Source organism: Kitasatospora sp. NBC_00240 (assembly GCF_026342405.1).
Classification (GTDB): Bacteria; Actinomycetota; Actinomycetes; order Streptomycetales; family Streptomycetaceae; genus Kitasatospora.
Window position 1 is genome coordinate 3,728,555 of sequence record NZ_JAPEMU010000001.1, and the last position, 23,846, is coordinate 3,752,400.

General features: G+C 73.0%; 13 protein-coding genes. 7 read left to right on the forward strand and 6 right to left on the reverse strand.

Features of this window, described 5'->3' with window-relative positions; translation table 11 throughout:
- Positions 1 to 162 precede the first annotated feature (162 nt).
- The 3 genes from OG689_RS15725 to OG689_RS15735 all read right to left on the reverse strand — a co-directional run bounded on the left by OG689_RS15725 (position 163) and on the right by OG689_RS15735 (position 4,500).
- Positions 163 to 1,419: an Ig-like domain-containing protein gene (locus tag OG689_RS15725; protein WP_266320971.1), complete on the reverse strand. Its 1,257-nt coding sequence runs from the start codon at positions 1,417 to 1,419 to the stop codon at positions 163 to 165.
- 248 nt (positions 1,420 to 1,667) lie between these two features.
- Positions 1,668 to 2,855 carry an Ig-like domain-containing protein gene (locus OG689_RS15730; RefSeq protein WP_266327164.1) on the reverse strand — a complete coding sequence of 396 codons (1,188 nt, stop codon included), beginning with the start codon at positions 2,853 to 2,855 and terminating at the stop codon, positions 1,668 to 1,670.
- Between the two features lie 244 nt (positions 2,856 to 3,099).
- Positions 3,100 to 4,500, reverse strand: coding sequence for an Ig-like domain-containing protein (locus OG689_RS15735; protein WP_266320972.1), 1,401 nt, complete (start codon positions 4,498 to 4,500; stop codon positions 3,100 to 3,102).
- Positions 4,501 to 4,805: 305 nt separating this feature from the next.
- Between OG689_RS15735 and glgX the strand changes: the two genes are divergently transcribed.
- The 3 genes from glgX to OG689_RS15750 all read left to right on the forward strand — a co-directional run bounded on the left by glgX (position 4,806) and on the right by OG689_RS15750 (position 11,109).
- On the forward strand, positions 4,806 to 7,085 hold the full coding sequence (glgX, locus tag OG689_RS15740; RefSeq protein WP_266320973.1) for a glycogen debranching protein GlgX: 2,280 nt from the start codon (positions 4,806 to 4,808) through the stop codon (positions 7,083 to 7,085).
- 245 nt (positions 7,086 to 7,330) lie between these two features.
- Positions 7,331 to 9,241, forward strand: a complete 1,911-nt coding sequence (locus tag OG689_RS15745) for an ABC transporter ATP-binding protein (RefSeq protein WP_266320974.1) — start codon at positions 7,331 to 7,333, stop codon at positions 9,239 to 9,241.
- Positions 9,238 to 11,109: an ABC transporter ATP-binding protein gene (locus OG689_RS15750; RefSeq protein ID WP_266320975.1), complete on the forward strand. Its 1,872-nt coding sequence runs from the start codon at positions 9,238 to 9,240 to the stop codon at positions 11,107 to 11,109. The genes OG689_RS15745 and OG689_RS15750 overlap by 4 nt, the downstream gene beginning before the upstream one ends.
- Before the next feature lie 117 nt (positions 11,110 to 11,226).
- On the opposite strand, the gene glgP is transcribed toward OG689_RS15750, so the two are convergent.
- A complete protein-coding gene (glgP, locus tag OG689_RS15755; RefSeq protein WP_266320976.1) occupies positions 11,227 to 13,920 on the reverse strand; it encodes an alpha-glucan family phosphorylase in 2,694 nt (897 codons plus the stop codon).
- A gap of 1,024 nt (positions 13,921 to 14,944) precedes the next feature.
- On the opposite strand from glgP, the gene OG689_RS15760 reads away from it, so the two are divergent.
- From OG689_RS15760 to glgB, 4 genes are all read left to right on the forward strand, one after another.
- Entirely contained in the window at positions 14,945 to 16,900 is a 1,956-nt protein-coding gene (locus OG689_RS15760; RefSeq protein ID WP_266327166.1) for an alpha-1,4-glucan--maltose-1-phosphate maltosyltransferase, read from the forward strand.
- A complete protein-coding gene (treS, locus tag OG689_RS15765; protein ID WP_266320977.1) occupies positions 16,897 to 18,627 on the forward strand; it encodes a maltose alpha-D-glucosyltransferase in 1,731 nt (576 codons plus the stop codon). Before OG689_RS15760 ends, treS begins: the two co-directional genes overlap by 4 nt.
- Positions 18,628 to 18,965: 338 nt before the next feature.
- Complete coding sequence (locus OG689_RS15770) at positions 18,966 to 20,354, forward strand: phosphotransferase (RefSeq protein ID WP_266320978.1); 1,389 nt, start codon at positions 18,966 to 18,968, stop codon at positions 20,352 to 20,354.
- Between the two features lie 111 nt (positions 20,355 to 20,465).
- The gene (glgB, locus tag OG689_RS15775) at positions 20,466 to 22,955 is read left to right on the forward strand and encodes a 1,4-alpha-glucan branching enzyme (protein ID WP_266320979.1); all 2,490 of its coding nucleotides are present in this window, start codon (positions 20,466 to 20,468) and stop codon (positions 22,953 to 22,955) included.
- 32 nt (positions 22,956 to 22,987) lie between these two features.
- Here glgB and OG689_RS15780 read toward each other — a convergent pair whose 3' ends face one another.
- Positions 22,988 to 23,407: a hypothetical protein gene (locus OG689_RS15780; RefSeq protein WP_266320980.1), complete on the reverse strand. Its 420-nt coding sequence runs from the start codon at positions 23,405 to 23,407 to the stop codon at positions 22,988 to 22,990.
- Positions 23,404 to 23,694 carry a DUF1778 domain-containing protein gene (locus tag OG689_RS15785; RefSeq protein WP_266320981.1) on the reverse strand — a complete coding sequence of 97 codons (291 nt, stop codon included), beginning with the start codon at positions 23,692 to 23,694 and terminating at the stop codon, positions 23,404 to 23,406. Before OG689_RS15785 ends, OG689_RS15780 begins: the two co-directional genes overlap by 4 nt.
- Positions 23,695 to 23,846: the final 152 nt, after the last annotated feature.

Below are 23,846 nucleotides of genomic sequence, written 5' to 3' on the forward strand. Positions count from 1 at the left end.
CGCCCCATCCCGCCATGCGCCCATCATTGCGGAACGCATGCGGCCGCGTACGGACAATGAGCAAACAATCACTATTCGAAGGGCATATGCCGACAGCAACCGTCCGAAACGGCACTGCCGGGCACCCCGCGAGGGGTACCCGGCAGTCGTGCGCGCCGTCCGTTACCAGGAACCCCAGGGCAGGTTCCAGCCGCTGAGGCCGTTGTCCGGCTCCACCTGGCCGCGCTTGGAGTTCTGCACCGTGACCACGTCGCCGACCAGCGAGGAGTCGTAGAACTTCCCCGCCACGGTGCCGGCGCCGCCGCCCTTCACGTCCTGGAGGCCGACGCAGCCGTGGCTGGTGTTGTCCTCGCCGAAGGAGTGGCCCCAGTAGTTGCCGTGCACGTAGGTGCCGGTGTCGGTGAGCCGCATCGAGTGCGGCACCATCAGGTCGTACGGCTCACCGGTCATCCCCGGGAGGGTGCTGGAGCGCATGTTCACCACGCCCTCCTTGGCGGAGATCACCATCGTCCCGTTCCAGGTCGGGTGCTCGGGCGAGCCGGAGGTGATCGGGATGACGGAGGTCTGGCCGTCGCGCACCACGGTCATCTCATGGGTGTTCGCGTCCACGGTGGAGACCTGGGAGCGGCCGACGGTGAACGGCTCGTCGCGGTCCACCCCGCCGTAGACGCCGGGCGAGATCTCCACGCTCTTCAGCCGGTAGTGCACGGTGACCTTGGTGCCGGGCTTCCAGTACGCCTCGGGGCGCAGGTCCAGCCGGCGGTCGCCGAACCAGTGGCCCTTGACCACGGTGCCGTTGTCGGTCTCGAAGGTGATGCCCTTCGCCACCTCGGCCTTGTTCTTGACGTCCTTGTCGAAGGCCACCGACAGGATCATCCCGACCCCGTAGGTCTCGCCGTCGGCGATGTTGTCGGTGGGCGACGCCTCGCTCTGCGGCGTCAGCGTGGTGAAGCCGCTCTCCGCCGTGGCCGGCACCCCGGCCGCGTCGGACGCCTGCGCGCTGACCCGGTACGCCGTGCCGACGGCCAGCGGCGCGGCGGGCGTCCAGGCGGCGCCGTCGGCGGTGGCCGCCCCCGGTATCTCCCGGCCGTCCTTGTCGGTGACCTTGACGGTGGTGAGCTTCCCGCCCGCCACCGAGACCCGCAGCGCGCCCGGGGCCACGCCCTCGGCACCGTTCTTCGGGGTGATGTCCAGCACCGCCGCCGAGACCTTCGGCTGCGGCTGCTCCGACCTCGCGCCGGCCGGCGCCGAGGCACCCCCGCCCGCTCCGCCGGCCCCGCCCAGCGCCGCCCCCGCGGGGGGCTGCTTGCCGTCCCCGGCGCCTCCGCCGCAAGCGGTGGTCAGCACCAGCACACCGCCCAGCACCGCGGCGGCCGCTGCCCTGCGTATCGGCCCGACGGGCCTGCGTATCGACTCCACGGCCGACTCCCTCCCTTGATCCCCAGCTGAGTACACGCCGTCCGATCGGGAAAAGTTGCGCCCGTCTCCCGACCGTTACCGGAGGGGCGAGGGACCGTTACCGCAGGAAGGAGCGGCTCTCGCGACCCGGTGACGACGGCCTCGTGGGCTCGGGGCGGCCCGGCCCGAAACGCGGACGACCGGGCCGGTCCCCCTCGGCGGGGGGCCGGCCCGGTCGCGGTACCGGGGTCGACGCTCGTGAACCGGGACTACCAGTTCTTGAAGTCCATCGTCCAGCCGCTGAGGCCGTTGTCCGGCTTCACCGTGGCGCTGGTGGAGTTCTTGATCGTGACCGGGTCGCCGATCATCGAGTCGTTGAAGAACTTGCCCGCCACCGAGGTGTCGCTGCCGCCCTGGACGTCCTGCATGGAGACGCAGCCGTGGCTGGCGTTGCTCTTGCCGAACGGGTTGGCCCAGTAGTTGCCGTGCACGAAGGTGCCGGAGTCGGTCAGCCGCATCGCGTGCGGGACGTCCTGGATGTCGTACTCCGCGCCCAGGCCGACGGTCTGGGAGTTCATCCGGGTGACCTTCTCCTTGCTGGAGATCACCATGGTGCCGTTCCAGGACGGGTTCTTGGCGTCGCCCAGCGTCACCGGCAGGACGGTCGACTTGCCGTCGCGCACCACGGTCATCTGGTGCGCGGCGGAGTCCGCGGTGGAGACCTGCGAGCGGCCGATCACGAACGGCTCGTCCTTGTCCACGTCACCGTAGATGCCGGGCGCCACCTCGACGTTCTTGAGGCGGTACTTGATCGTCACCTTGGTGCCGGGGTTCCAGTACTTCTCCGGGCGGAAGTCCAGCCGCTGGCTGCCGAACCAGTGGCCCTTGACGGTGGTGCCGTCGCTGGCCACGAAGGTGATGCCGTTGACCACGGCGTCCTGGTTCTTGATCGCCTTGTTGAACTTCACCGAGACGATCATGCCGACGCCGTAGGTGGCGTTGTCGGCGATGTTGTCGTTGGTGGAGACGGTCTTCGCCGGCGTCAGCGTGGTGAAGGTGGTCGTCGACGCGGACACCAGCCCGGCCGGGTCGGTCGCCTGCGCGTTCACCTTGTACGCCATGCCGACGGTCAGCGGGCCGGAGGGCGCCCAGCCGAGGCCGTCCGGGGTGATCGCGCCGGCCACCGCCTTGCCGTCCTTGTCGGTCACCTCGACCGCGGTCAGCTTGCCGCCCGTGACGCCCACCTTGACGCCGTTGGTCGGGTTGACGTCGACGGCGCCGTCCTTGGGCTCGACGTTCAGCACCGCGGCGGAGACCTTGGGGGTCTCCTGCGAGGGCGCGGCCGCCCCGCCCGTGGCGCCGCCGGTCGCGGCCGTGTCGTTGCTTCCCCCTCCGGCGGTGCTGCCACCGCCGCCGTTCGACGAGCAGGCGGCCCCCAGCAGCAGCACACCGCCCATCATCACCGCCACGGCGCCACGGCGCCCTCGGTGGTTGGTCCTACGTATAGCGGCGTTGTCCGCCTGAACCGGCTTCACTCGGTCTCTCCCCTCCCGGTATCCACCCTGAATACACGCGCTGGTGCCCGGAAGGGTTGCACCGGGAGCAGATCTTCTCGATACCGGGCCCCGGGGGCGAGGAGCAGGATAACCGGGCACGATGAGTGAATCTTCGGCGGGAGCCCGGTGCCCGCGCCGTGCTTCCTCAGTGAACCGTCGGCGAGCCTGCGGGCGGCGCGGACGCCCGTGCCGTAGCGGACGCGCCCCGGGTACCGGACACACCGGGCGTACCGGACGCGCCGGGAGCCGGCCGCGCCCCGGCGGACGTGGCGGGCGCAGCGGAGGACGCCGCTGCGGAGGACCCCGAGGGCGACACGGACGGCGCCGGCGTCGCCGGGCCGCCCGGGACGAGCGCGCTGCCGGCCAGCCACTGCGCCCAGGGCAGGTTCCAGCCGTTCAGCCCGTTGTGCGGCGGCACCGCCTCGCCCGCCGAGCCGCGGACCTCGATCACGTCCCCGGTGAGGGTGTGCTCGAACAGCCAGCCCGCCGGGGTCTCCGCCGCCCCGCCGCCCTTGGCGTCGGCCAGGCCGATGCAGCCGTGGCTGGTGTTGTCGTTGCCGAAGACCTCCGGGTCGGCCCAGTAGTTGCCGTGGATGAACGTGCCGGAGGTGGTCAGCCGCATCGCGTGCGGGACGTCCTTGATGTCGTACTCGTCGCCGAGCCCCACGGTCTGCGAGTTCATCCGGGTGACCTTGAACTTCTCCGAGACGACCATCGCGCCGAGATAGGTGCTGTGCTCGGGCGTGCCGCCGGAGATCTTCAGCCGCCGCACCACCTTGCCGCCCTGGCGGACGGTGAGCGTGTGCTCGTCCAGGTCGACCACGCTGACCTGGGAGCGGCCGACGGTGAAGCGGACGTCCTTGGTCTGCGTCCCCAGCTCGCCGGGCGCGCCCTGCAGGCCCTTGAAGCGCAGCGCCAGGCCGACCTTCGTCCCCGGCGCCCAGTACTGCTCCGGGCGGAAGTCCAGCCGCTGGTCGCCGAACCAGTGCGCGGCCACCGGCACGGCCGGCTCGGCGGTGACCCGCACCGCCCGCTCCACCGCCGCGCGGTCCGCGATCGGACGGCTGAAGCGCAGCGAGACGGGCATCCCCACGCCGACCGTGCTGCCGTCCTCCGGCGTGAAGAAGGCGACGAAGGTACGCGCCTTCGCGATCGTGCTGAACTTGCTGTGCCGGGTGGCGCGGGCGCCGTCGCGGTCCACCGCGGAGGCGTCCAACGAGAAGGTGCCGCCGAGCGGCAGCAGGCCGTCCGGCGTCCAGGACGCGCCGTCCTCGGCGAGCGTGCCGGGCAGCTCGGCGCCCTTGTTGTCCCGGAACCGGACGGACTCCAGCCGCCCGCCGGGGGCGACCGTCACCTTCACCGGCCCCTCCGGGGCGACCTCCCGGCTGCCGTCGCCCGGTGTCACCAGGATCGCCGGCCGGGAGGCCGGCGGCGGTGGCGCCGGGTCGTCCCCGCCGCTCAGCACCCCGCTCCCGTCGCAGCCGGTGAGCAGGCACAGCCCGAAGGCCGCCGCCCGCCGTGCCCAAACCCGCAGTCCGGGGCGCATCCGGCCTCCCGCTGTGTCCGTGGTCCGCCTGCTCGCCGCGGTCCGGCAGGCGGCCGCCGACGGACCCTCACCAACCGTCCGATTGTCAGCGTAAGGGTCCAACCGCTCGATACCGGGCATAACGACCGCGTCCCCGGCCGGACACGAACGAAGCCCTGCGGACGGCCTACGCCGTCCGGGTGCCTGTGCCGGGGCAGAATCGTTCACGGTCCGTCACAAGATGATCCGCCACGTGACAGCGGCATCCGATCAGGGAACAAGTGTGGAACGGGGTACGGGACACCCCGTACTGGGAGGGTGCGGCCATGACAGCAGGGCAGGAGCTGGGACCAGGCGCACGACCGGAGGACGCGGCCGACCGGGGCCGGGCCGGGCCACGCGCCGCACCGCCCGCGGGCGCCGGCCCCGCCACCCCCTGGCCGGGCAGCTGGCAGCCGCTCGGCGCCCGCTTCCGCACCGGCCCCGACGGCGCCCGGGGCACCAACTTCGCGCTCTGGGCGGCCGGCGCCGAAGCCGTCGACCTCTGCCTGTTCGACGAGGACGGGCAGGAGAGCCGGCACCGGCTGACCGAGCAGAACTTCCAGACCTGGCACGGCTACCTGCCCGACGTGCTGCCCGGCACCCGCTACGGCTTCCGGGTGCACGGCCGCTGGGACCCGTGGACCGGCGCCCGCTGGAACCCGGCGAAACTGCTGCTCGACCCGTACGCCCGCGCCGTCGACGGCGACTACACCGCCCACGACGCCACCTGCGGCTCGGTCCGCGACTGGCCCGAACGGGAGGTCGCCGACACCGTCCGGGACAACCGCGACTCCGCCGCGTACGTGCCCAAGGCCGTGGTCGTGCACGACGACGACGACTGGTACGACGACCAGCGGCCGAAGACGCCCTGGGCCGAGACGGTGCTCTACGAGGTGCACGTCCGCGGCTTCACCATGCGCCACCCCGGCGTGCCGCCCGAGCTGCGCGGCACCTACGCCGGGCTCGGCCACCCCGCCGCGATCGAGCACCTGACCGGCCTCGGCGTCACCGCCGTCGAACTGCTGCCCGTCCACCAGTACGCCAGCGAGGACCACCTGCAGGCCCGCGGGCTCACCAACTACTGGGGCTACAACAGCATCGGCTACTTCGCACCGCACGCCGGCTACTCGTCCTCCGGCAGCCGCGGGCAGCAGGTCGGCGAGTTCAAGCGGATGGTCCGCGCCCTGCACGCGGCCGGCATCGAGGTCATCCTCGACGTGGTCTACAACCACACCGCCGAGGCCGGCGAGCTGGGCCCCACCCTCTCGCTGCGCGGCATCGACAACGCCGGCTACTACCGCCTGCCGCTGAACCGCCGGCGCGGCTACGCCGACTACACCGGCTGCGGCAACACCCTGGACACCCGCCAGCCGCAGACCGTCCGGCTGATCACCGACTCGCTGCGCTACTGGGTCACCGAGATGGGCGTGGACGGGTTCCGCTTCGACCTCGCCGCCGCGCTCGCCCGGGGCAGCGACGGCGTCGAGATGCACCACCCCTTCCTCGCCGCCGTCTCCCAGGACCCGGTGCTCAGCCGGGTCAAGCTGATCGCCGAGCCCTGGGACGTCGGCGCCGGCGGCTACCAGGTCGGCGGGTTCCCGCCGCTCTGGGCCGAGTGGAACGACAAGTACCGCGACACCGTCCGCGACTTCTGGCGCGGCGCCCGCCCCGACGTCCGCGAACTCGGCTACCGGCTCTCCGGCTCCTCCGACCTCTACCAGCGCGGCGGCCGCCGCCCCTACGCCTCCGTCAACTTCGTCACCGCCCACGACGGCTTCACCCTGCGCGACCTGGTCAGCTACCACCGGAAGCACAACGAGGCCAACGGCGAGGACAACCGGGACGGCACCAACGACAACCGGTCCTGGAACTGCGGCGCCGAGGGCGGGACGGACGACCCGGCCGTCCAGGAACTGCGCCGGCGCCAGCTGCGCAACCTGCTCGCCACCCTGCTGCTCTCCACCGGCGTCCCGATGCTCACCGCCGGCGACGAGCTGGGCCGCACCCAGGGCGGCAACAACAACGCCTACTGCCAGGACAACGAGGTCAGCTGGCTCGACTGGTCGCTGCTGGACGACCCCGGCTGGCGCTCCCTGCGCGACCTCACCGCCCGGCTCGTCCGGCTGCGCCGCGACCACCCCGTGCTGCGCCAGCGGGCCTTCTTCTCCGGCCGGGCGGCCACCCCCGACGGCCGGCCCGACCTGGCCTGGTTCGGCCCCGAGGGCCGGGAGATGACCGAGGCGGACTGGTTCGCCCCCACCACCGGCCTCGGCATGCTGCTCTCCGGGGCCGCGATGTCGGAGCGCGACCAGCGCGGCCGGCCGCTGCGCGACGACAGCTTCCTGCTGCTGCTCAACGCCGGGACGCGCGAGCTGCCGTTCACCCTGCCCGGCGGCGCCCCGACCACCGGGTACGAGAGCGTGCTGGACACCTCGCTGGCCGACCAGTCCGCGCCGCCCGCCACCCGCTACCCCGCGGCGGTCGCGCTGCCGCTGCCGGCCCGTTCGCTGCACCTGATGCGCCTGCTCCCGGCGGCCTCCACCAACGGCGACCACCCGCGGTAGCCGGTCAGCGGAGGCAGGCGGTCACCTGAGGCAGGAAGTCACCTGAGGTGGGCGGCCAGCCGCGGCCGGGCCGGGGCCGCCGGGTGCGGGCCTCCGTCGGGCTGCCCCGCCCTGCCGCCCCGCCGGGCGCGGTCCCCCATCGGGCCCCGGGCCGGCCGGGCGCGACCCGCCGGGTGGCCGGTTCTCGCCGACAGGAGCAAAAAACCTGGTGAGAAATGACCGTGCACCGACTTACCCTCACCACGATGGCCGAGAACCAAGAGTCCACGCTGCCGCAGTCGCCACCCCGACCGAAGCAGGAGGACCCGGACCCACCCACCCCGCGGTCCGGACCACCTCCCCGCAGCACCACCGCCGCCGCGCCCGTACACCGGTCGACGGTCCGGTCCCTGCTGCGCCTGTGGCCCTACGCCCGGGTGATCCGCTGGCGGCTGGCCGCCTCGATCGGCGCGGCGCTCGTCGCCATGCTCAGCGTGCTGGTCGTACCGCTGGTGCTCGGCCGGATCGTGGACGGCCCGATCGCCCGTCACGACCTGCCCGCGCTCTGGCCGCTCGCCGGCGTGCTGCTGCTGCTCGGCCTGGTCGAGGCCGGCCTCTTCTACACCAGACGGGTGGTCCTGGCCGGCCCGCTGGCCGGGCTGGAGACCGCCATGCGCGGCGACCTCTACGCCAAGCTCCAGCGGCTCCCGGTCTCCTTCCACGACCGCTGGGCCTCCGGCCAGCTGCTCTCCCGGGCCACCTCCGACATGTTCACCATGCGGCTGTTCCTGGCCTTCCCGCTGGTCTTCCTGATCGTCAACTCGGTGATGTTCGCCGCCGGCACGGCCGTGATGTTCGTCCTCGACCGGCGGCTCGCCCTGATCACCCTGCTGCCCGCACTGCCGCTGATCGTGCTGACCCGGCACTTCGAGTCCGGCTACTCGCTCGCGGCCCGCCGCGCCCAGGACCAGACCGGCGACCTCGCCACCGTGATCGAGGAGTCCGTCCTCGGCATCCGGATCCTCAAGGCCTTCGGCCGGCACCGGACGATGGCGGAGCGCTTCCGCAACCAGACCCACGAGCTGCGCGAGACCGAGCTGCACAAGGCCGGCCTGCTGGCCAACCTGTGGGCCGTCATCGTCGGCCTGCCGGAGCTGGCGCTCGGCTGCGCGCTGGGCGTCGGCGCCTACCTGGTCGCCCAGGACGAGCTGACCACCGGCACCCTGGTGGCCTTCCTGTCCACCGCGCTCGCCCTGCGCTGGCCGGTCGAGTCGCTCGGCTGGCTGCTCGCGTACGCGAACGAGGCGGCGACCGCCACCGACCGCTACTTCGAGGTGCTGGACGAGCCGGAGGACGGCGGCGCCCCCGCCCCGGCCGCCACGCTCACCGCCACCGCCACCGCCACCGCCACCGCGGACGAGGGCATCCGGCTCACCGGCGTCCGGTTCCGCTACCCCGACGCCCCCGACGACACCCCCGACCTGCTGTGCGGCATCGACCTGCACGTCCGCCGCGGCGAGACGATGGCCCTGGTCGGCGCGACCGGCAGCGGCAAGACCACGCTGACCGCGCTGCTCCCCCGCCTCTACGAGGCGACCGGCGGCACCATCACCCTGGACGGCCAGGACATCCGGGAGATCCCCCGGGCCCGGCTGCGCGAGCTGGTCTCGGTGGCCTTCGAGGAGCCCACCCTGTTCTCCGCCTCGGTCGGGGAGAACGTCCTCATGGGCGCCCCCGACGCCTCCCCCGAGCAGCTGCGCCGGGCGCTCGACACCGCCCAGGCCGAATTCGTGCAGCGGCTCCCGGCCGGCAGCGAGACCCAGGTCGGCGAGCAGGGCCTGAGCCTGTCGGGCGGTCAGCGGCAGCGGCTGGCACTGGCGAGGGCCGTGGTCGGCGACCCCGCCTTCCTGGTGCTGGACGACCCGCTCTCCGCCCTGGACGTGCACACCGAGGCGCTGGTCGAGCAGGCCCTGCGCGAGGTGCTCGGCTCCACCACCGCGCTGGTGGTCGCGCACCGGCCGAGCACCGTCCTGCTGGCCGACCGGGTGGCCGTGCTGGCCGACGGCCGGATCGTCGCCGTCGGCACCCACCAGGAGCTGCTGCAGTCCTGCGCCGTCTACCGCGAACTCATGTCGGGCGAGGCCGCCCCCGTGCTGGAAGGAAGCCCCGCCCGATGAGCACCACCACCGTCCGGCCGGCCGAGGAGGCCCCGGGCCCGGAGGAGCAACCGGACCCGCCCGAGGCCGAGCTGCTCCCGCCGCCCTCCGACGACGAGGACATCCCCGTCCCGCCCGGCGCGGCCCGTACCCTGCTGGCCGCGCTGCTCGGCCCGCACCGGGCCCGGATCGTCCGAGCCATGCTGGTCATCCTGGTCCAGCAGGCCGCGCTGCAGGCCGGCCCGCTGCTGGTGGCCATCACCATGGACCGGGCCGTCCCGGCGCTGCGCGACCACGACAGCGGCCCGCTGATCGCCGTGATCGGCGCGTACCTCGGCTGCGCCGCGCTGAGCACCGTGCTGCAGCGCGCCTTCATCCGGATGAGCGCCCGGATCAACCAGGACATCCTGCTGGAGCTGCGCGGCCGGATCTTCCGGCACGCCCAGCGGCTCAGCCTGGACTTCCACGAGCGCTACACCTCGGGCCGGATCACCTCCCGGGCCACCAGCGACGTGGACGCCCTGCGCGAGCTGCTCTCCGAGGGCCTGCAGGAGCTGCTGACGGTCTTCCTGTCGGTGTTCTACATCTCGGTGCTGCTGCTGGTGATGGACTGGCGCCTCGGCCTGGTCTCGCTGGTCTCCTTCCTGCCGCTGTACCTGATCACGCGCTCCTTCCGGCGCCGCTCGCTGCGGGTCTACCGGCGCTCGCGCACCGCGACGGCCACCCTGATCGTGAAGTTCACCGAGACCATGAACGGCATCCGCCCGGTCCAGGCCTTCCGCCGGGAGGCCGCCAACGAGGCCGCGTTCGGGGTCCTCAACCGCCGGTCGGCGACCGCCCAGGCGGAGGGGTTCCGCGAGCTGGCCCGCTTCGTCGGCCTGTCCAGGACCACCGCCAACGTCTGGGTCACCGGCGTCGTGGTGCTGGGCGCGTTCCTGGTCACCGACGGCAGCCTGGAGCTCGGCGTGCTCACCGGCTTCGTGCTGTACCTGCGCCGGCTGTACGACCCGATCGACCAGCTGGCGATGTTCCTGAACAGCTACCAGTCGGCGGCCGCCGCCCTGGAGAAGATCGCCGGCCTGCTCGCCCACGAGCCGACCGTCGCCGAGCCGGCCACCCCGCTCACGCTGCCGGCCGGCACCGGCTCCGGCACCGGGCGGGAGGTGGCCTTCCACGGCACCCGCTTCGCGTACCGGACCGGCAAGGAGGTGCTGCCGCCCTTCGATCTGGTGCTGCCGGCCGGGCGGACCACCGCCGTGGTCGGCGCCACCGGCGCGGGCAAGTCGACGCTGGCCAAGCTGCTCGCCCGGTTCTACGACCCGACCGAGGGCCGGATCACCCTGGACGGCGTGGACCTGCGCGACCTGTCCACCGCCGACCTGCGGCGCGGGGTGGTGATGGTGACCCAGGAGTCCTTCCTGTTCTCCGGGACGGTCGCCGAGAACATCGCCATCGGCAAGCCGGGCGCCACCCGCGAGGAGGTCGAGCAGGCGGCCCGCGCGATCGGCGCGTACGAGTTCGTGGCCGCCCTGCCGGAGGGCTTCGACACCGACGTCCGCAAGCGCGGCGGCCGGATCTCGGCGGGCCAGCGGCAGCTGGTCGCCTTCGCCCGGGCGCTGCTGGCCGACCCGGCGGTGCTGATCCTGGACGAGGCGACCTCCTCGCTGGACGTCCCGGGCGAGCAGGCCGTGCAGCGCGCGATGCGGACGGTGCTGGCCGGCCGGACGGCCGTGATCATCGCCCACCGGCTCTCCACCGTGGAGATCGCCGACCGGGTGCTGGTGATGGAGCAGGGCCGGATCGTCGAGGACGGCACCCCCGCCGAGCTGATCGGCGGCGCGGGCCGGTTCGCCGACCTGCACCAGGCCTGGCGGGCCAGCCTGGTCTGAGCCGGGCCCGCAGCGGGCAGGCCGCCGCCGTACCGGACACGCCGGAGGGCGCCGGGCCCTGTACGGGGCCCGGCGCCCTCCGGTCGTATCTCTCCGCGCCCGCCGCGCGGCACGCGGTCAGCGCAGCAGGCCGGTGTCCATCCCGGCCGACTCCGCCGGCAGCGCCACCAGGCCCAGCTCGGCCGGGGAGGCCAGCAGCGGGTGGGCCGGCAGCACCCGGACGGTGTAGCCGAAGGGGCCGGTCCGGCTGAGCTCCAGCTGGCCCTCGTAGCGGGTCCGGCCGTCGATGTCGGGGCCGCCGGCCGGCTTGAGCGCGAGCAGGGCGGCGTCCGAGATGCCGTCCCGCTCGTCCACCCGGCCGGAGACCACCTGGACCTCGACGTCGGCCGGCTCCAGCGGGCCGAGCGAGACCTGCACCCGCAGGGACAGCGCGCTGCCCAGCTCCTGCGCCTCGTCCGGGCACTCGGCCTCGACGTGCTCCACCCGGACGGCCGGCCAGGCCTGGCGGACCCTGGCCTTCCACTCGGCGAGCGCCCGGGCCCCGGCGTAGCCGGCGCCCCCCGGCGCGGGGGCGGCCAGCTCGCGCTGGGCCAGCGCGGCCGGCGTGTAGAGCCGCTCCACGTACTCCCGGACCATCCGGCCGGCCAGCACCTTGGGCCCGAGGGTGACCAGGGTGTGCCGGACCATCGCGATCCAGCGGTGCGGCAGCCCGTCCGCGCCCCGGTCGTAGAAGCGCGCCGCCACCTGGTGCTCGATCAGGTCGTACAGGGCGGCGGACTCGATGTCGTCGCGGCGCTCGGCCTCGGCGCTCTCCGGGTCCAGCACGCTGCCGACGCCGTCGGCGGTGGGGATCGCCCAGCCGTTCTGGCCGTCGTACCACTCGTCCCACCAGCCGTCGAGGACGGACAGGTTCAGGCAGCCGTTCAGGGCGGCCTTCATCCCGGACGTCCCGCAGGCCTCCAGCGGCCGCAGCGGGTTGTTCAGCCAGACGTCGCAGCCGGGGTAGAGCCGCTGGGCCATCGCCATGTCGTAGTCGGGCAGGAAGACGATCCGGTGCCGGACCGCCGGGTCGTCGGCGAAGGCGACCATCTGCTGGATCAGCCGCTTGCCGCCGTCGTCGGCCGGGTGCGCCTTGCCGGCCACCACGATCTGCACCGGCCTGGTCGGGTGCAGCAGCAGGGCGCGCAGCCGCTGCTGGTCGCGCAGCATCAGGGTGAGCCGCTTGTACGAGGGCACCCGGCGGGCGAATCCGATGGTCAGCACGTCCGGGTCGAGCACCGAGCCGACCCAGCCGAGCTCGGCGTCACCGGCGCCGCGCTGGCGCCAGGAGGTGCGCACCCGCGTCCGGGCCTCGTCCACGAGCTGGGCCCGCAGGGCGCGCCGCAGCTCCCAGATCTCGGTGTTGCCGATCCGCTCCAGGCCCGTCCAACGCTTGGTCTCGCCGGTGGTCATGGCGTCCTCGGCGCGTTCGGTGCCGATCTCGGCGGCGCCGAGCCGCACCACGGCCGGGTCGATCCAGGTCGGCGCGTGCACGCCGTTGGTGACCGAGGCGATCGGCACCTCGGCCGCGTCGAAACCCGGCCAGAGGCCGTTGAACATCGATCGGCTGACCTCGCCGTGCAGGGTGGAGACGCCGTTGGCGCGCTGCGCCAGCCGCAGGCCCATGGCGGCCATGTTGAACAGCTTGGGGTCGCCGCCGCGCCAGGTCTCGGCGCCGAGCGCGAGCACCCGCTCGACCGGGACGCCGGCCAGCGCCGCGTCGCCGGTGAAGTGGCGGGCCACCAGGTCGCGGTCGAAGCGGTCGATGCCGGCCGGCACCGGCGTGTGGGTGGTGAAGAGCGTTCCGGCCCGGACGGCCTCCAGAGCGGCGGCGAAGTCCAGACCGTCGGCGCCCTCGTCGCTCTTCTCGCCGGCGGTGACCAGCTCCCGGATCCGCTCCACCCCGAGGAAGCCGGCGTGGCCCTCGTTGGTGTGGAAGACCTCGGGCGCGGCGTGGCCGGTGAGGCGGCAGTAGGTGCGGACGGCGCGGACGCCGCCGATCCCCAGCAGCATCTCCTGGAGCAGCCGGTGCTCACTGCCACCGCCGTAGAGGCGGTCCGTCACATCCCGCTCGGCGGGCGAGTTGGCCTCGATGTCGGAGTCGAGCAGCAGCAGCGGGACCCGCCCGACCTGGGCCTTCCAGACGTGGGCGGCCAGGGTGCGGCCGGCGGGCAGGGCGAGGTCGATCCGCACCGGGCCGCCGTCCGCCTCGCGGAGCAGGCTGACGGCGAGTTCGTCGGGGTCGAGCAGGGGGTAGCGCTCCTGCTGCCAGCCGTCCCGGCTGAGCGACTGGCGGAAGTAGCCGTGCCGGTAGAAGAGGCCGACGCCGATCAGCGGCACGCCGAGGTCGCTGGCGGACTTCAGGTGGTCGCCGGCCAGGATGCCGAGGCCGCCGGAGTACTGCGGCAGCGCGGCGGCGATGCCGTACTCCGGGGAGAAGTAGGCGACCGCGGCGGGCAGCGCGACGCCGTCCTCGGCGGACTGGTACCAGCGCGGGCCGGACTGGTATTCGCGCAGGTCGTCGGCGAGGTCGCCGAGCCTGCGCAGGAAGCGCCGGTCCGCGGCGAGGGCGGCGAGCCGGGCGGCCGGGACCTCGCCGAGCAGGCGCACCGGGTCCTCCCCGGTGGCGGCCCAGACCTCGGGGTCGACGGAGCGGAAGAGGTCTCTGGTCTCCGAGTGCCATGACCAGCGCAGATTGAGCGCGAGCTCGTGCAACGGCTGGAGTTGTTCGGGCAGGACGGTGCGGACGGTGAATCTGCGGATTGCCTTCACGGCGTGAAGCGTAGACCCGTCATTGGCTCTGATGGCGTGTCACCTGACGTTTAGGTGATCCGTTCGGCCTATTGATGAGATCGCATTCAGCGCATTGGGCTGCGCGGGGGGCGCGCGGGGCGCACTTTTCCAAGTCCCGCACCACCAATGCGTGAACACTGTGGAACAGCTTGATTTCCGCTGGCCGATATACCCCTCGGGTGGTCCGAAAGTGTCGCACTACCGCTGCGTAGGTCTTGTCGGCGGTGTCACTATGAACAAAGGTCGTTGATGCTGCGGGGTGTGCGGCGACGGGTGGCGCCCCCCGACTGCAGCACGTCCGAATCCTTCCGCTTCGACAAACCCTCACCTTCCTTAGCCCATTCGGCCCTAGCCGCGTTTCCGTTGCGTGTCCTCGTGCTGCCTCCGCTCGTTCACGGGTGGGTTGGGTCGCACTGGGGCGCGCCCGGAGAGGCGCGCGCCGGGACGCGCGCGGGCTCTCGGACTCGCGGCCGCAGGCATGACCGGAGTCGGGCAGGTTGCCGGGTGCGGCGACATGGGCAGGCTCCGGTCGCGGCACGACCTCCCCCCACCCAGCAGTTCTCCCGGTACTCCCCTGGCCCCGGACCGGCCGGCGGGAGCTGCCGCCGATCTCGGGCAGGAGTTTGGCATGCACGGCGACACGCGGGACCAGTCCACACCGGTGGCCGACACACTCGACACGGCGCTCGCGGAATCCGCCGAACGGGCGGAATCCGACGGCCCGTCGGACGCGGCGATGCCCAAACCCCGGGCCGCCGCGGCGTCCCGGCCCCAGCGGGCGGCCACCGGCCGAGAACCCGCGGCCGACGAGGCCCGGCCCGCCGCCCCGCGCAAACGCGCCACCCGTACGGCTGCCGGCCCGGGCACGGCGGCCGGCCCGGCCGGGGCGGCGGCGCGGACCACCACCGGGGCGGCCGCCCGGAGCGCCGCGCCGAGCGGGAGCACGCCCCGGAAGACCACCACCCGGAAGACCTCCGCCCGTAAGACGACAGAGAGCGACACCGTGATCGGCCGCATCCCCGTCCTGGACGTCAGCCCCCTCGTCGACGCCGGCCGCCGACCCGCCAAGGCGGTGGTAGGCGAGGCCTTCGAGGTGACCGCGACCGTGTTCCGCGAGGGCCACGACGCGGTCAACGCCAACGTGGTGCTGCGCGACCCGCGCGGCCGCAGCGGCCCCTGGACACCGATGCGCGAACTGGCCCCCGGCACCGACCGCTGGGGCGCGGGCGTGACGCCGACCGCCCCGGGCCGCTGGTCCTTCCTGGTCGAGGCCTGGAGCGACCCGGTGGCCACCTGGCGCAAGGCCGCCGCGGTGAAGCTGCCGGCCGGCCTCGACACCGCGCTGGTCCTGGAGGAGGGCGCGCAGCTGCTGGAGCGCGCCGCCGCGGGCGTGCCGAAGAAGGACGGCCGCTCGCACGTCCTGGCGGCCGTGGACGCGCTGCGCGATCCCGGCCTGCCGCCGCTGTCCCGACTGGCCGCCGCGCTGGCCCCCGAGGTGACCGAGCTGCTGACCCGTCACCCGCTGCGGGAACTCGTCACCTCGACCCGCCCGATGCCGCTGCAGGTCGACCGCGAGCGCGCCCTGTTCGGCTCCTGGTACGAGTTCTTCCCCCGCTCCGAGGGCGCCGTGGTGGACCCGTCGGGCGTCGAGCCGCCGCGCTCCGGCACCCTGCGCACCGCCGCCGAGCGCCTGCCGGCGGTGGCCGCGATGGGCTTCGACGTGGTCTACCTGCCCCCCGTGCACCCGATCGGCCGAGCCTTCCGCAAGGGCCCGGACAACACCCTGACGGCCGGCCGGCACGACGTCGGCTCCCCCTGGGCGATCGGCTCGCCGGAGGGCGGCCACGACGCGATCCACCCGGACCTCGGCACCATCGAGGACTTCGACCACTTCGTCGCCGAGGCCACCGCCCTGCACCTGGAGGTGGCCCTGGACTTCGCCCTCCAGTGCTCCCCCGACCACCCCTGGGTGAACAAGCACCCGGAGTGGTTCAGCCACCGCGTCGACGGCACCGTCGCGTACGCGGAGAACCCCCCGAAGAAGTACCAGGACATCTACCCCGTCAACTTCGACCAGGACTTCGACGGCATCGTCAAGGAGACCCTGCGGCTGCTGCGGTTCTGGATGGGCCACGGGGTACGGATCTTCCGGGTCGACAACCCGCACACCAAGCCGGTGGTGTTCTGGGAGAAGGTGCTCGGTGAGATCGCCCGCACCGACCCCGACGTGGTCTTCCTCGCCGAGGCGTTCACCCGGCCGGCCATGATGCACACCCTGGGGAAGATCGGGTTCCACCAGTCGTACACCTACTTCACCTGGCGCACCACCAAGCAGGAGCTGACCGAGTACCTCACCGAGCTGTCCGGGGAGTCGGCCGCCTACATGCGGCCCAACTTCTTCGCGAACACCCCGGACATCCTGCCGGAGCACCTGCAGACCGGTGGCCGGGCCGCCTTCGCCGTCCGGGCGGTCCTGGCCGCCACGCTGTCCCCCAGCTACGGCGTGTACGCCGGTTTCGAGCTGTTCGAGAACGAGCCGGCCGAGCCGGGCTCCGAGGAGTACCTGCACTCGGAGAAGTACGAGCTGCGCCCGCGGGACTGGAACCGCGCCGACTCCCTCGCCCCGCTGCTGACCGTGCTGAACCGGCTCCGCCGGCGGCACCCGGCCCTGCAGCAGCTGCGCGACCTGCGGTTCCACCCGACGGACAACGAGCAGGTGCTGGCGTTCTCCAAGACCGCGAGCACCGAGGACGGTCTCACCGACCGCGTGATCACCGTGGTCAACCTGGACCCGCACCACGTCCAGGAGGCCACCGTCACCCTCGACGGCGACGGCCCGTACACCGTGCACGACGAGCTCACCGGCGCCGCCTTCACCTGGGGCCGGCACAACTACGTCCGGCTCGACCCCTCCGCGGAGCCGGCCCACCTCCTCACGGTTCGGAGGAACCCAGCGTGACAGTGAACGAGCCCGTCCCCGACACCTTCGCCGAGACCTCGAAGAAGGACCTGGACCCGGAGTGGTTCAAACGTGCGGTTTTCTACGAGGTCCTCGTGCGGTCCTTCCAGGACAGCAACGGCGACGGCGTCGGCGACCTCCAGGGGCTCACGTCCAAACTCGACTACCTGCAGTGGCTCGGCGTGGACTGCCTCTGGCTGCCGCCGTTCTTCGCCTCCCCGCTGCGCGACGGCGGCTACGACGTGGCCGACTACAAGTCGGTGCTCCCCGAGTTCGGCGACCTGGCCGACTTCATGGAGTTCGTGGACGCCGCGCACGCCCGCGGCATGCGCGTGATCATCGACTTCGTGATGAACCACACCAGCGACCAGCACCCGTGGTTCCAGGCCTCCCGGGAGGACCCGGACGGCCCGTACGGCGACTTCTACATGTGGGCCGACGACGACAAGCAGTACCCGGACGCCCGGATCATCTTCGTCGACACCGAGACCTCCAACTGGACGTACGACCCGGTGCGCAAGCAGTACTTCTGGCACCGGTTCTTCTCCCACCAGCCGGACCTCAACTACGACAACCCCCGGGTCCAGGAGGAGATGGTCGCCGGGCTCCGGTTCTGGCTGGACCTCGGGATCGACGGGTTCCGGCTCGACGCGGTGCCGTACCTGTTCGCCCGGGAGGGCACCAACTGCGAGAACCTCCCGGAGACCCACGAGTTCCTCGCCCGGGTCCGCAAGGAGATCGACGCGGACTACCCGGACACCGTGCTGCTCGCCGAGGCCAACCAGTGGCCGGAGGACGTGGTCGACTACTTCGGCGACTTCGGCTCCGGCGGCGACGAGTGCCACATGGCGTTCCACTTCCCGGTGATGCCGCGGATCTTCATGGCCGTGCGCCGGGAGTCCCGCTACCCGGTCTCGGAGATCCTCGCCAAGACGCCGACCATCCCGGGCGGCTGCCAGTGGGGCATCTTCCTGCGCAACCACGACGAGCTGACCCTGGAGATGGTCACCGACGAGGAGCGCGACTACATGTACGCGGAGTACGCCAAGGACCCGCGGATGCGCGCCAACGTGGGCATCCGCCGGCGCCTGGCGCCGCTGCTGGAGAACGACCGCAACCAGATCGAGCTGTTCACGGCCCTGCTGCTGTCGCTGCCCGGCTCCCCGGTGCTGTACTACGGGGACGAGATCGGCATGGGCGACAACATCTGGCTGGGCGACCGGGACGGCGTCCGGACCCCGATGCAATGGACGCCCGACCGCAACGCGGGTTTCTCCTCCGCCGACCCGGGCAGGCTCAGTCTGCCGCCCATCATGGACCCGGTGTACGGCTATCAGGTGACCAACGTCGAAGCTCAGCAGAGCAGTTCGAGTTCGCTGCTGCACTGGACGCGTCGCATGATCGAGATCCGCAAGCTCAACCCGGCGTTCGGCCTCGGCACCTACACCGAGCTTCCCTCCAGCAACCCCGCGGTACTGGCCTTCGTGCGCGAGTACGAGGGCGACCTGGTCATGTGCGTGAACAACTTCTCGCGGTTCGCGCAGCCGACCGAGCTGGACCTGCGTCGGTACGGAGGCCGGTACCCGGTCGAGCTGATCGGCGGGGTGCGCTTCCCCTCGATCGGCGAGTGGCCGTACCTGCTCACCCTCGCGGGGCACGGCTTCTACTGGTTCCAGCTCCGCAAGCCGCCCCGCCCCGACGGGGCCCGGCCCACGGGTCTGCAGTAACGGTCCCTCTGGGCCCCAGGGCCCAAGCGCTTCGGGGCGCGCGGGAGTTCGCGCCCGCGCCCCCCGAAGGCGCCTGCACCACCGCGTACGGAGAACAGCCCAACGGCCCACCACACTATGGCGTGACACCCGAGCCCCGCTCGCGTGCCGTCGCCGCCGCGCAGCCGAAATCCGGAAGACTGACGGGCCCGGCCAGACCCGTCGGGCAGTCGGCCCGCTTCCGGGGAAAGGGAGTCATGTCCGAAACCTCCCGGTCTCAAGCCCATGTGCACCGCGACACCCCCACCGGCACGGCCGTGCCGGCCGGAGCGCGGAGCCCCGGGGTACGCAGAACCGCCTTGGGAGTCAGCGAGCTGATCCAGGCAGCGCTGCCGCTGATCACCGATTGGCTCCCCACCCAACGCTGGTACGCCGGCAAGGGGCGCGCCATCACCGGCCTCACGCCGGTGGTCGGCACCCCGCTGCAGGTCGGCGATCCCTCACTGCTGCACCTGCTGCTGCGGGTCGAGCACGGGACCGCCGGCGGCACCCCGCAGGGGGACATCTACCAACTGCTGCTCGGCACCCGCTCGGAGGAGCCCGCCGGGATCGGCCCGGGCGCCGTACTGGGCCGGCTCAGCCAGGGGCCTTACGACGGCGCCCTGCTCTACGACGCGGTGCACGACCCGGAGCTGACCGGCCGGCTGCTGGAGCACCTGGCGACCGGCGACCGGTTCGGCTCGCTGTCCTTCCGCCGCACCCCCGGCCCCGGACTGCCCGCCAACCTGCCGGGCCGGGCCAGCACCGCCGAACAGAGCAACAGCTCGGTGATCTACGGGACCTCGCTGATCCTCAAGCTGTTCCGCCGGATCAGCCCCGGCACCAACCCGGACCTCGAACTCTCGCTCGCCCTCTCGCGGGCCGGCTCCACCCGCATCCCGCGGGTCGCCGCCTGGTTCGAGAGCCGGCTGGAGCGCGCCGAGCCGGCCACCCTCGGCCTGCTCCAGCGCTACCTGCCGGACGCCGAGGACGGCTGGGAGCTGGCCCTGGACCAGGTCGGCCGGCTCAAGGGCGACCCGTCCCCCGGCAACTTCGCCATCGAGGCGCACCGGCTCGGCCGGGCCACCGCCGAGGTGCACCGGGTGCTCGCCCGCTCGATGCCGGTGGCACGCCTGGACCGCACCCAGACCAGACAGCTGGCCACCGCGATGGCCGACCGGCTCGACAGCGCCGTCGCCGCCGTCCCCGGCCTGCTGCGCTACCGCTCCGCGCTGCGCAGCGCCTTCCAGCAGCTCGCGGACGCCCACCCGGACGGCATGCCCGTCCAGCGGATCCACGGCGACCTGCACCTGGGCCAGGCGATGCGCACCCCGCAGGGCTGGGTGCTGCTGGACTTCGAGGGCGAGCCCGCCAAGACGGTGGCCGAGCGCCGGGAGCCGCAGACCGCCCTGCGGGACGTCGCCGCGATGCTGCGCTCCTTCGACTACGCCGCCGCGCACCTGCTGGCCGGCGGCCCGGTCGACCCGGAGCTGGCCCACCTGGCGGCGGCCTGGGCCGCCCGCAACCGCACCGCGTACTGCGCGGGGTACACGGCCGGCGGCGGCACCGACCCGGCGGCCTCGCCGGAGCTGATGCGCGCGCTGGAGATCGACAAGGCGGTGTACGAGGTGGTGTACGAGGCCCGGCACCGGCCCAGCTGGCTGCCGATCCCGCTCGCCGCCATCAACCGGCTGGCCCTGACCGTCTGACCCGGCCCGGCCGTCCCCGGCCGGGCCGCCCGCACCCTCCGCCCGTTCGTCCGCCCCGACCGTCCGCAGGATCCGCGCCCCGCCGTACCGACCCCGCTGGAGGACCCCGTCGTGACTCCGCTCGACCTGCCAGGCCGCACCACCACCCCCGCCGTGCCCGCGACCTTCCTCGCGGGCACGGACTCACCGAGGCGAGAGCCCGTGGTGCCCCAGCGGGCCGAGCCGGAGCACCCCGCCCCGGCCCCGGGCGCCACCCGTCCCCGCACCGCAGCGCCCCGCACGGCCCGGGCGGGCGCCGCACCGGCCGGCGCCGCACCCTCCACCACCGCACCCGCCCCCGGCCGGACCGCCGGTGCGGCCCCCTCCGCCGCGGATGCCGCCCAGGCGGGCGCGCTGCGGCTGCCGGAGGCCCCGCTGCCGCCCTCCGAGGTCGACCGGCTGGTCGGCGGTGCGCACCACGACCCGCACGCCCTGCTCGGCGCCCACCCGACCAACGGCGGCACCGCGATCCGCGTCCTGCGCCCGTTCGCCGAACGGGTGGTGGTGGAGACCGGCCAGGGCCCGGCCGAACTCACCCACCAGCAGAACGGCCTGTTCACCGGTCTGCTGCCGGGCAGCGGCCTGCAGCGCGCCACCCTCGCCGAGCACCGGCTGCTGGTCACCTACCCCGGCGGCAGCCCGCTGCCGCAGTACGACGGCTACCGCGCCGGCCCGACCCTCGGCGAACTCGACCTGCACCTGATCTCCGAAGGCCGGCACGAGCAGCTCTGGCGGGCGCTGGGCTCGCACCTGCGCACCGTGGACGGCGTCGACGGCACCGCCTTCGCCGTCTGGGCGCCCAACGCGGCCGGCGTCCGGCTGATCGGCGACTTCAACCACTGGGACGGCACCGGCCACCCGATGCGCTCGCTGGGCTCCTCCGGCATCTGGGAGCTGTTCGTGCCGGGCCTGGCCGAGGGCACCCAGTACAAGTACGAGATCCGCACCCGGGACGGCCGCACCCTCGACAAGGCCGACCCGCTGGCCCGGGCCACCCAGTGCCCGCCCGGCACCGCCTCCGTCGTCACCTCCTCCTCGTACAGCTGGCAGGACGCCGACTGGATGGACCGTCGCGCCCGGGCCGTGCACCACCGCGCCCCGATGTCGGTCTACGAACTGCACCTCGCCTCCTGGCGGCCCGACCTCACCAGCTACCGCGAGATCGCCGAGGAACTCCCCGGCTACCTCAAGGAGCTGAACTTCACCCACGTGGAGTTCATGCCGGTGATGGAGCACCCCTTCGGCGGCTCCTGGGGCTATCAGGTCTCCGGCTTCTACGCGCCGACCGCCCGGCTCGGCGGCCCGGACGACTTCCGCCACCTGGTCGACACCCTGCACCGGCACGGGATCGGCGTGATCGTCGACTGGGTGCCCGCGCACTTCCCCAAGGACGACTTCGCGCTGGCCCGCTTCGACGGCGAGCCGCTGTACGAGCCCGCCGACCCGCTGCGCGCCGAGCACCCCGACTGGGGCACCCTGGAGTTCGACTACGGCCGCACCGAGGTCCGCAACTTCCTGGTCGCCAACGCGGTGTACTGGTGCGAGGAGTTCCACATCGACGGCCTACGGGTGGACGCCGTCGCCTCGATGCTCTACCTCGACTACTCCCGCGAGGGCGGCGCCTGGACCCCGAACCAGTTCGGCGGCCGGGAGAACCTGGACGCCGCGGCCTTCCTGCAGGAGATGAACGCCACCGTCTACCGGCGCTGCCCCGGCGTGATCACCATCGCCGAGGAGTCCACCGCCTGGGACGGCGTCACCCGCCCCACCGACAGCGGGGGCCTCGGCTTCGGCCTGAAGTGGAACATGGGCTGGATGCACGACTCGCTGGTCTACATCTCCAAGGAGCCGGTGCACCGCAAGTACCACCACAACGAGATCACCTTCTCGATGGTGTACGCGTACTCGGAGAACTACGTGCTGCCGATCTCGCACGACGAGGTGGTGCACGGCAAGCAGTCGCTGGTCTCCAAGATGCCCGGCGACTGGTGGCAGCAGCGCGCCAACCACCGCGCCTACCTGGGCTTCATGTGGGCCCACCCCGGCAAGCAACTGCTCTTCATGGGACAGGAGTTCGCCCAGGGCGCCGAGTGGGACCACGAGCACGGACCGCAGTGGTGGGTACTGGCCGACGACTGGCCGGCGGCCGCCGAGCACCGGGGCGTGCGCGAGCTGGTGCGCGACCTCAACGGGGCCTACCTGGACGCGCCGGCCCTGTGGGAGCAGGACACCACCCCCGACGGCTTCCGCTGGCTGGACGGCGGCGCCGCCGAGGACAACCTGCTCTCCTTCGTCCGGTACGCCGCCGACGGCACCCCGCTGGTGGCCGTCTGCAACTTCTCCCCCGTGGTGCGGCACGGCTACCGGGTCGGCCTGCCCACCCTGGCCGGCGCCGAGCAGCTGTGGGAGGAGGTGCTGAACACCGACGCGGAGGCGTACGGCGGCAGCGGCATCGCCAACTCCAGCCCGGTGAAGGCGGAGAAGGTCTCCTGGAACGGGCAGGACCGCAGCGCCGAACTCGTCCTGCCGCCGCTGGCGACGGTCTGGCTGCGCCCGGTCTGACCGCACCCCGTGTGGCGGCGGCGACCCCGCCGCTACACGGGCGTGACCAGCACCTCGTACCCGTAGGCATCGGCGTACGCGGCGATGTCGCCCGGGTCCGAGGTCATGATCTCCTCGGCCTGGTACAACTCCGCTGTGACCACGACCAGGGCGTCGACGACGTCCAGGCGCTTGCCCTTGGGCGGAGTGGTGATCGCGAGAATCTTGGCGACCGCCTGGTAGTCGTCGAACGTGTAACCGGTGTACACCTCGCACTGCGAGAGGAACGGGCCGACCGTGGCGGCGGTCCGCCCCGGGCGCCACACCTGCGCGTACACCGGACCGGGGACGACCGGGGCCACCCCCTCGGCAACCAGCGTCTTGTGCAAACTGCGGGCACCCCCCGGCTTCGCCAGGCCGATCAGCATTCCGGCGTCGTAGACCGCGAAGCGGCTGGCCGTCCGCCGGGTCACGCCACCGCCCGGCGGGTGCCGGCCACGAAGCTCTGGGCCCTGGCCCGCCGGGCTTCGACCCGCTCCTCCGCGGTGGGCTCGCCGATGGTGGAGTCGCCCTCCACCTCGACCGCCTCACCCCGCTCGGCGAGCACCCGCTTCACCCGCTCCTCGAAGGCCACCCGGTGCGTAGCGGTCCGCTCCAGCCGGTCCGCGCGCTCCAGGGCGGCGGCGACCACGAACGCCGAGAAGTCGACGCCCTCGGCCGCGGCGGCCGCCTTGAGCCGACGGTCTGCCTGCTCGTCCAACGAAATCGAAGATCGCTTCTTCGCCATGCATACACCGCACTACGCCACGCGCGGGACGCACTACGGCTTGCGCCGACCCTTGACGCCGGGCTCCCGGGCCCGGCTCGCCCGGAGAACGCACGAGCCGGATGCGAAGGTATGGTCGAGTCAGC

Excerpts from the sequence above, each read along its gene's own strand:
- OG689_RS15730 (WP_266327164.1), bottom strand. The coding sequence starts at position 2,855 with ATGGGCGGTGTGCTGCTGCTGGGGGCCGCCTGCTCGTCGAACGGCGGC.
- OG689_RS15735 (WP_266320972.1), bottom strand. The coding sequence starts at position 4,500 with ATGCGCCCCGGACTGCGGGTTTGGGCACGGCGGGCGGCGGCCTTCGGG.
- glgX (WP_266320973.1), top strand. The coding sequence starts at position 4,806 with ATGACAGCAGGGCAGGAGCTGGGACCAGGCGCACGACCGGAGGACGCG.
- OG689_RS15745 (WP_266320974.1), top strand. The coding sequence starts at position 7,331 with ATGGCCGAGAACCAAGAGTCCACGCTGCCGCAGTCGCCACCCCGACCG.
- OG689_RS15750 (WP_266320975.1), top strand. The coding sequence starts at position 9,238 with ATGAGCACCACCACCGTCCGGCCGGCCGAGGAGGCCCCGGGCCCGGAG.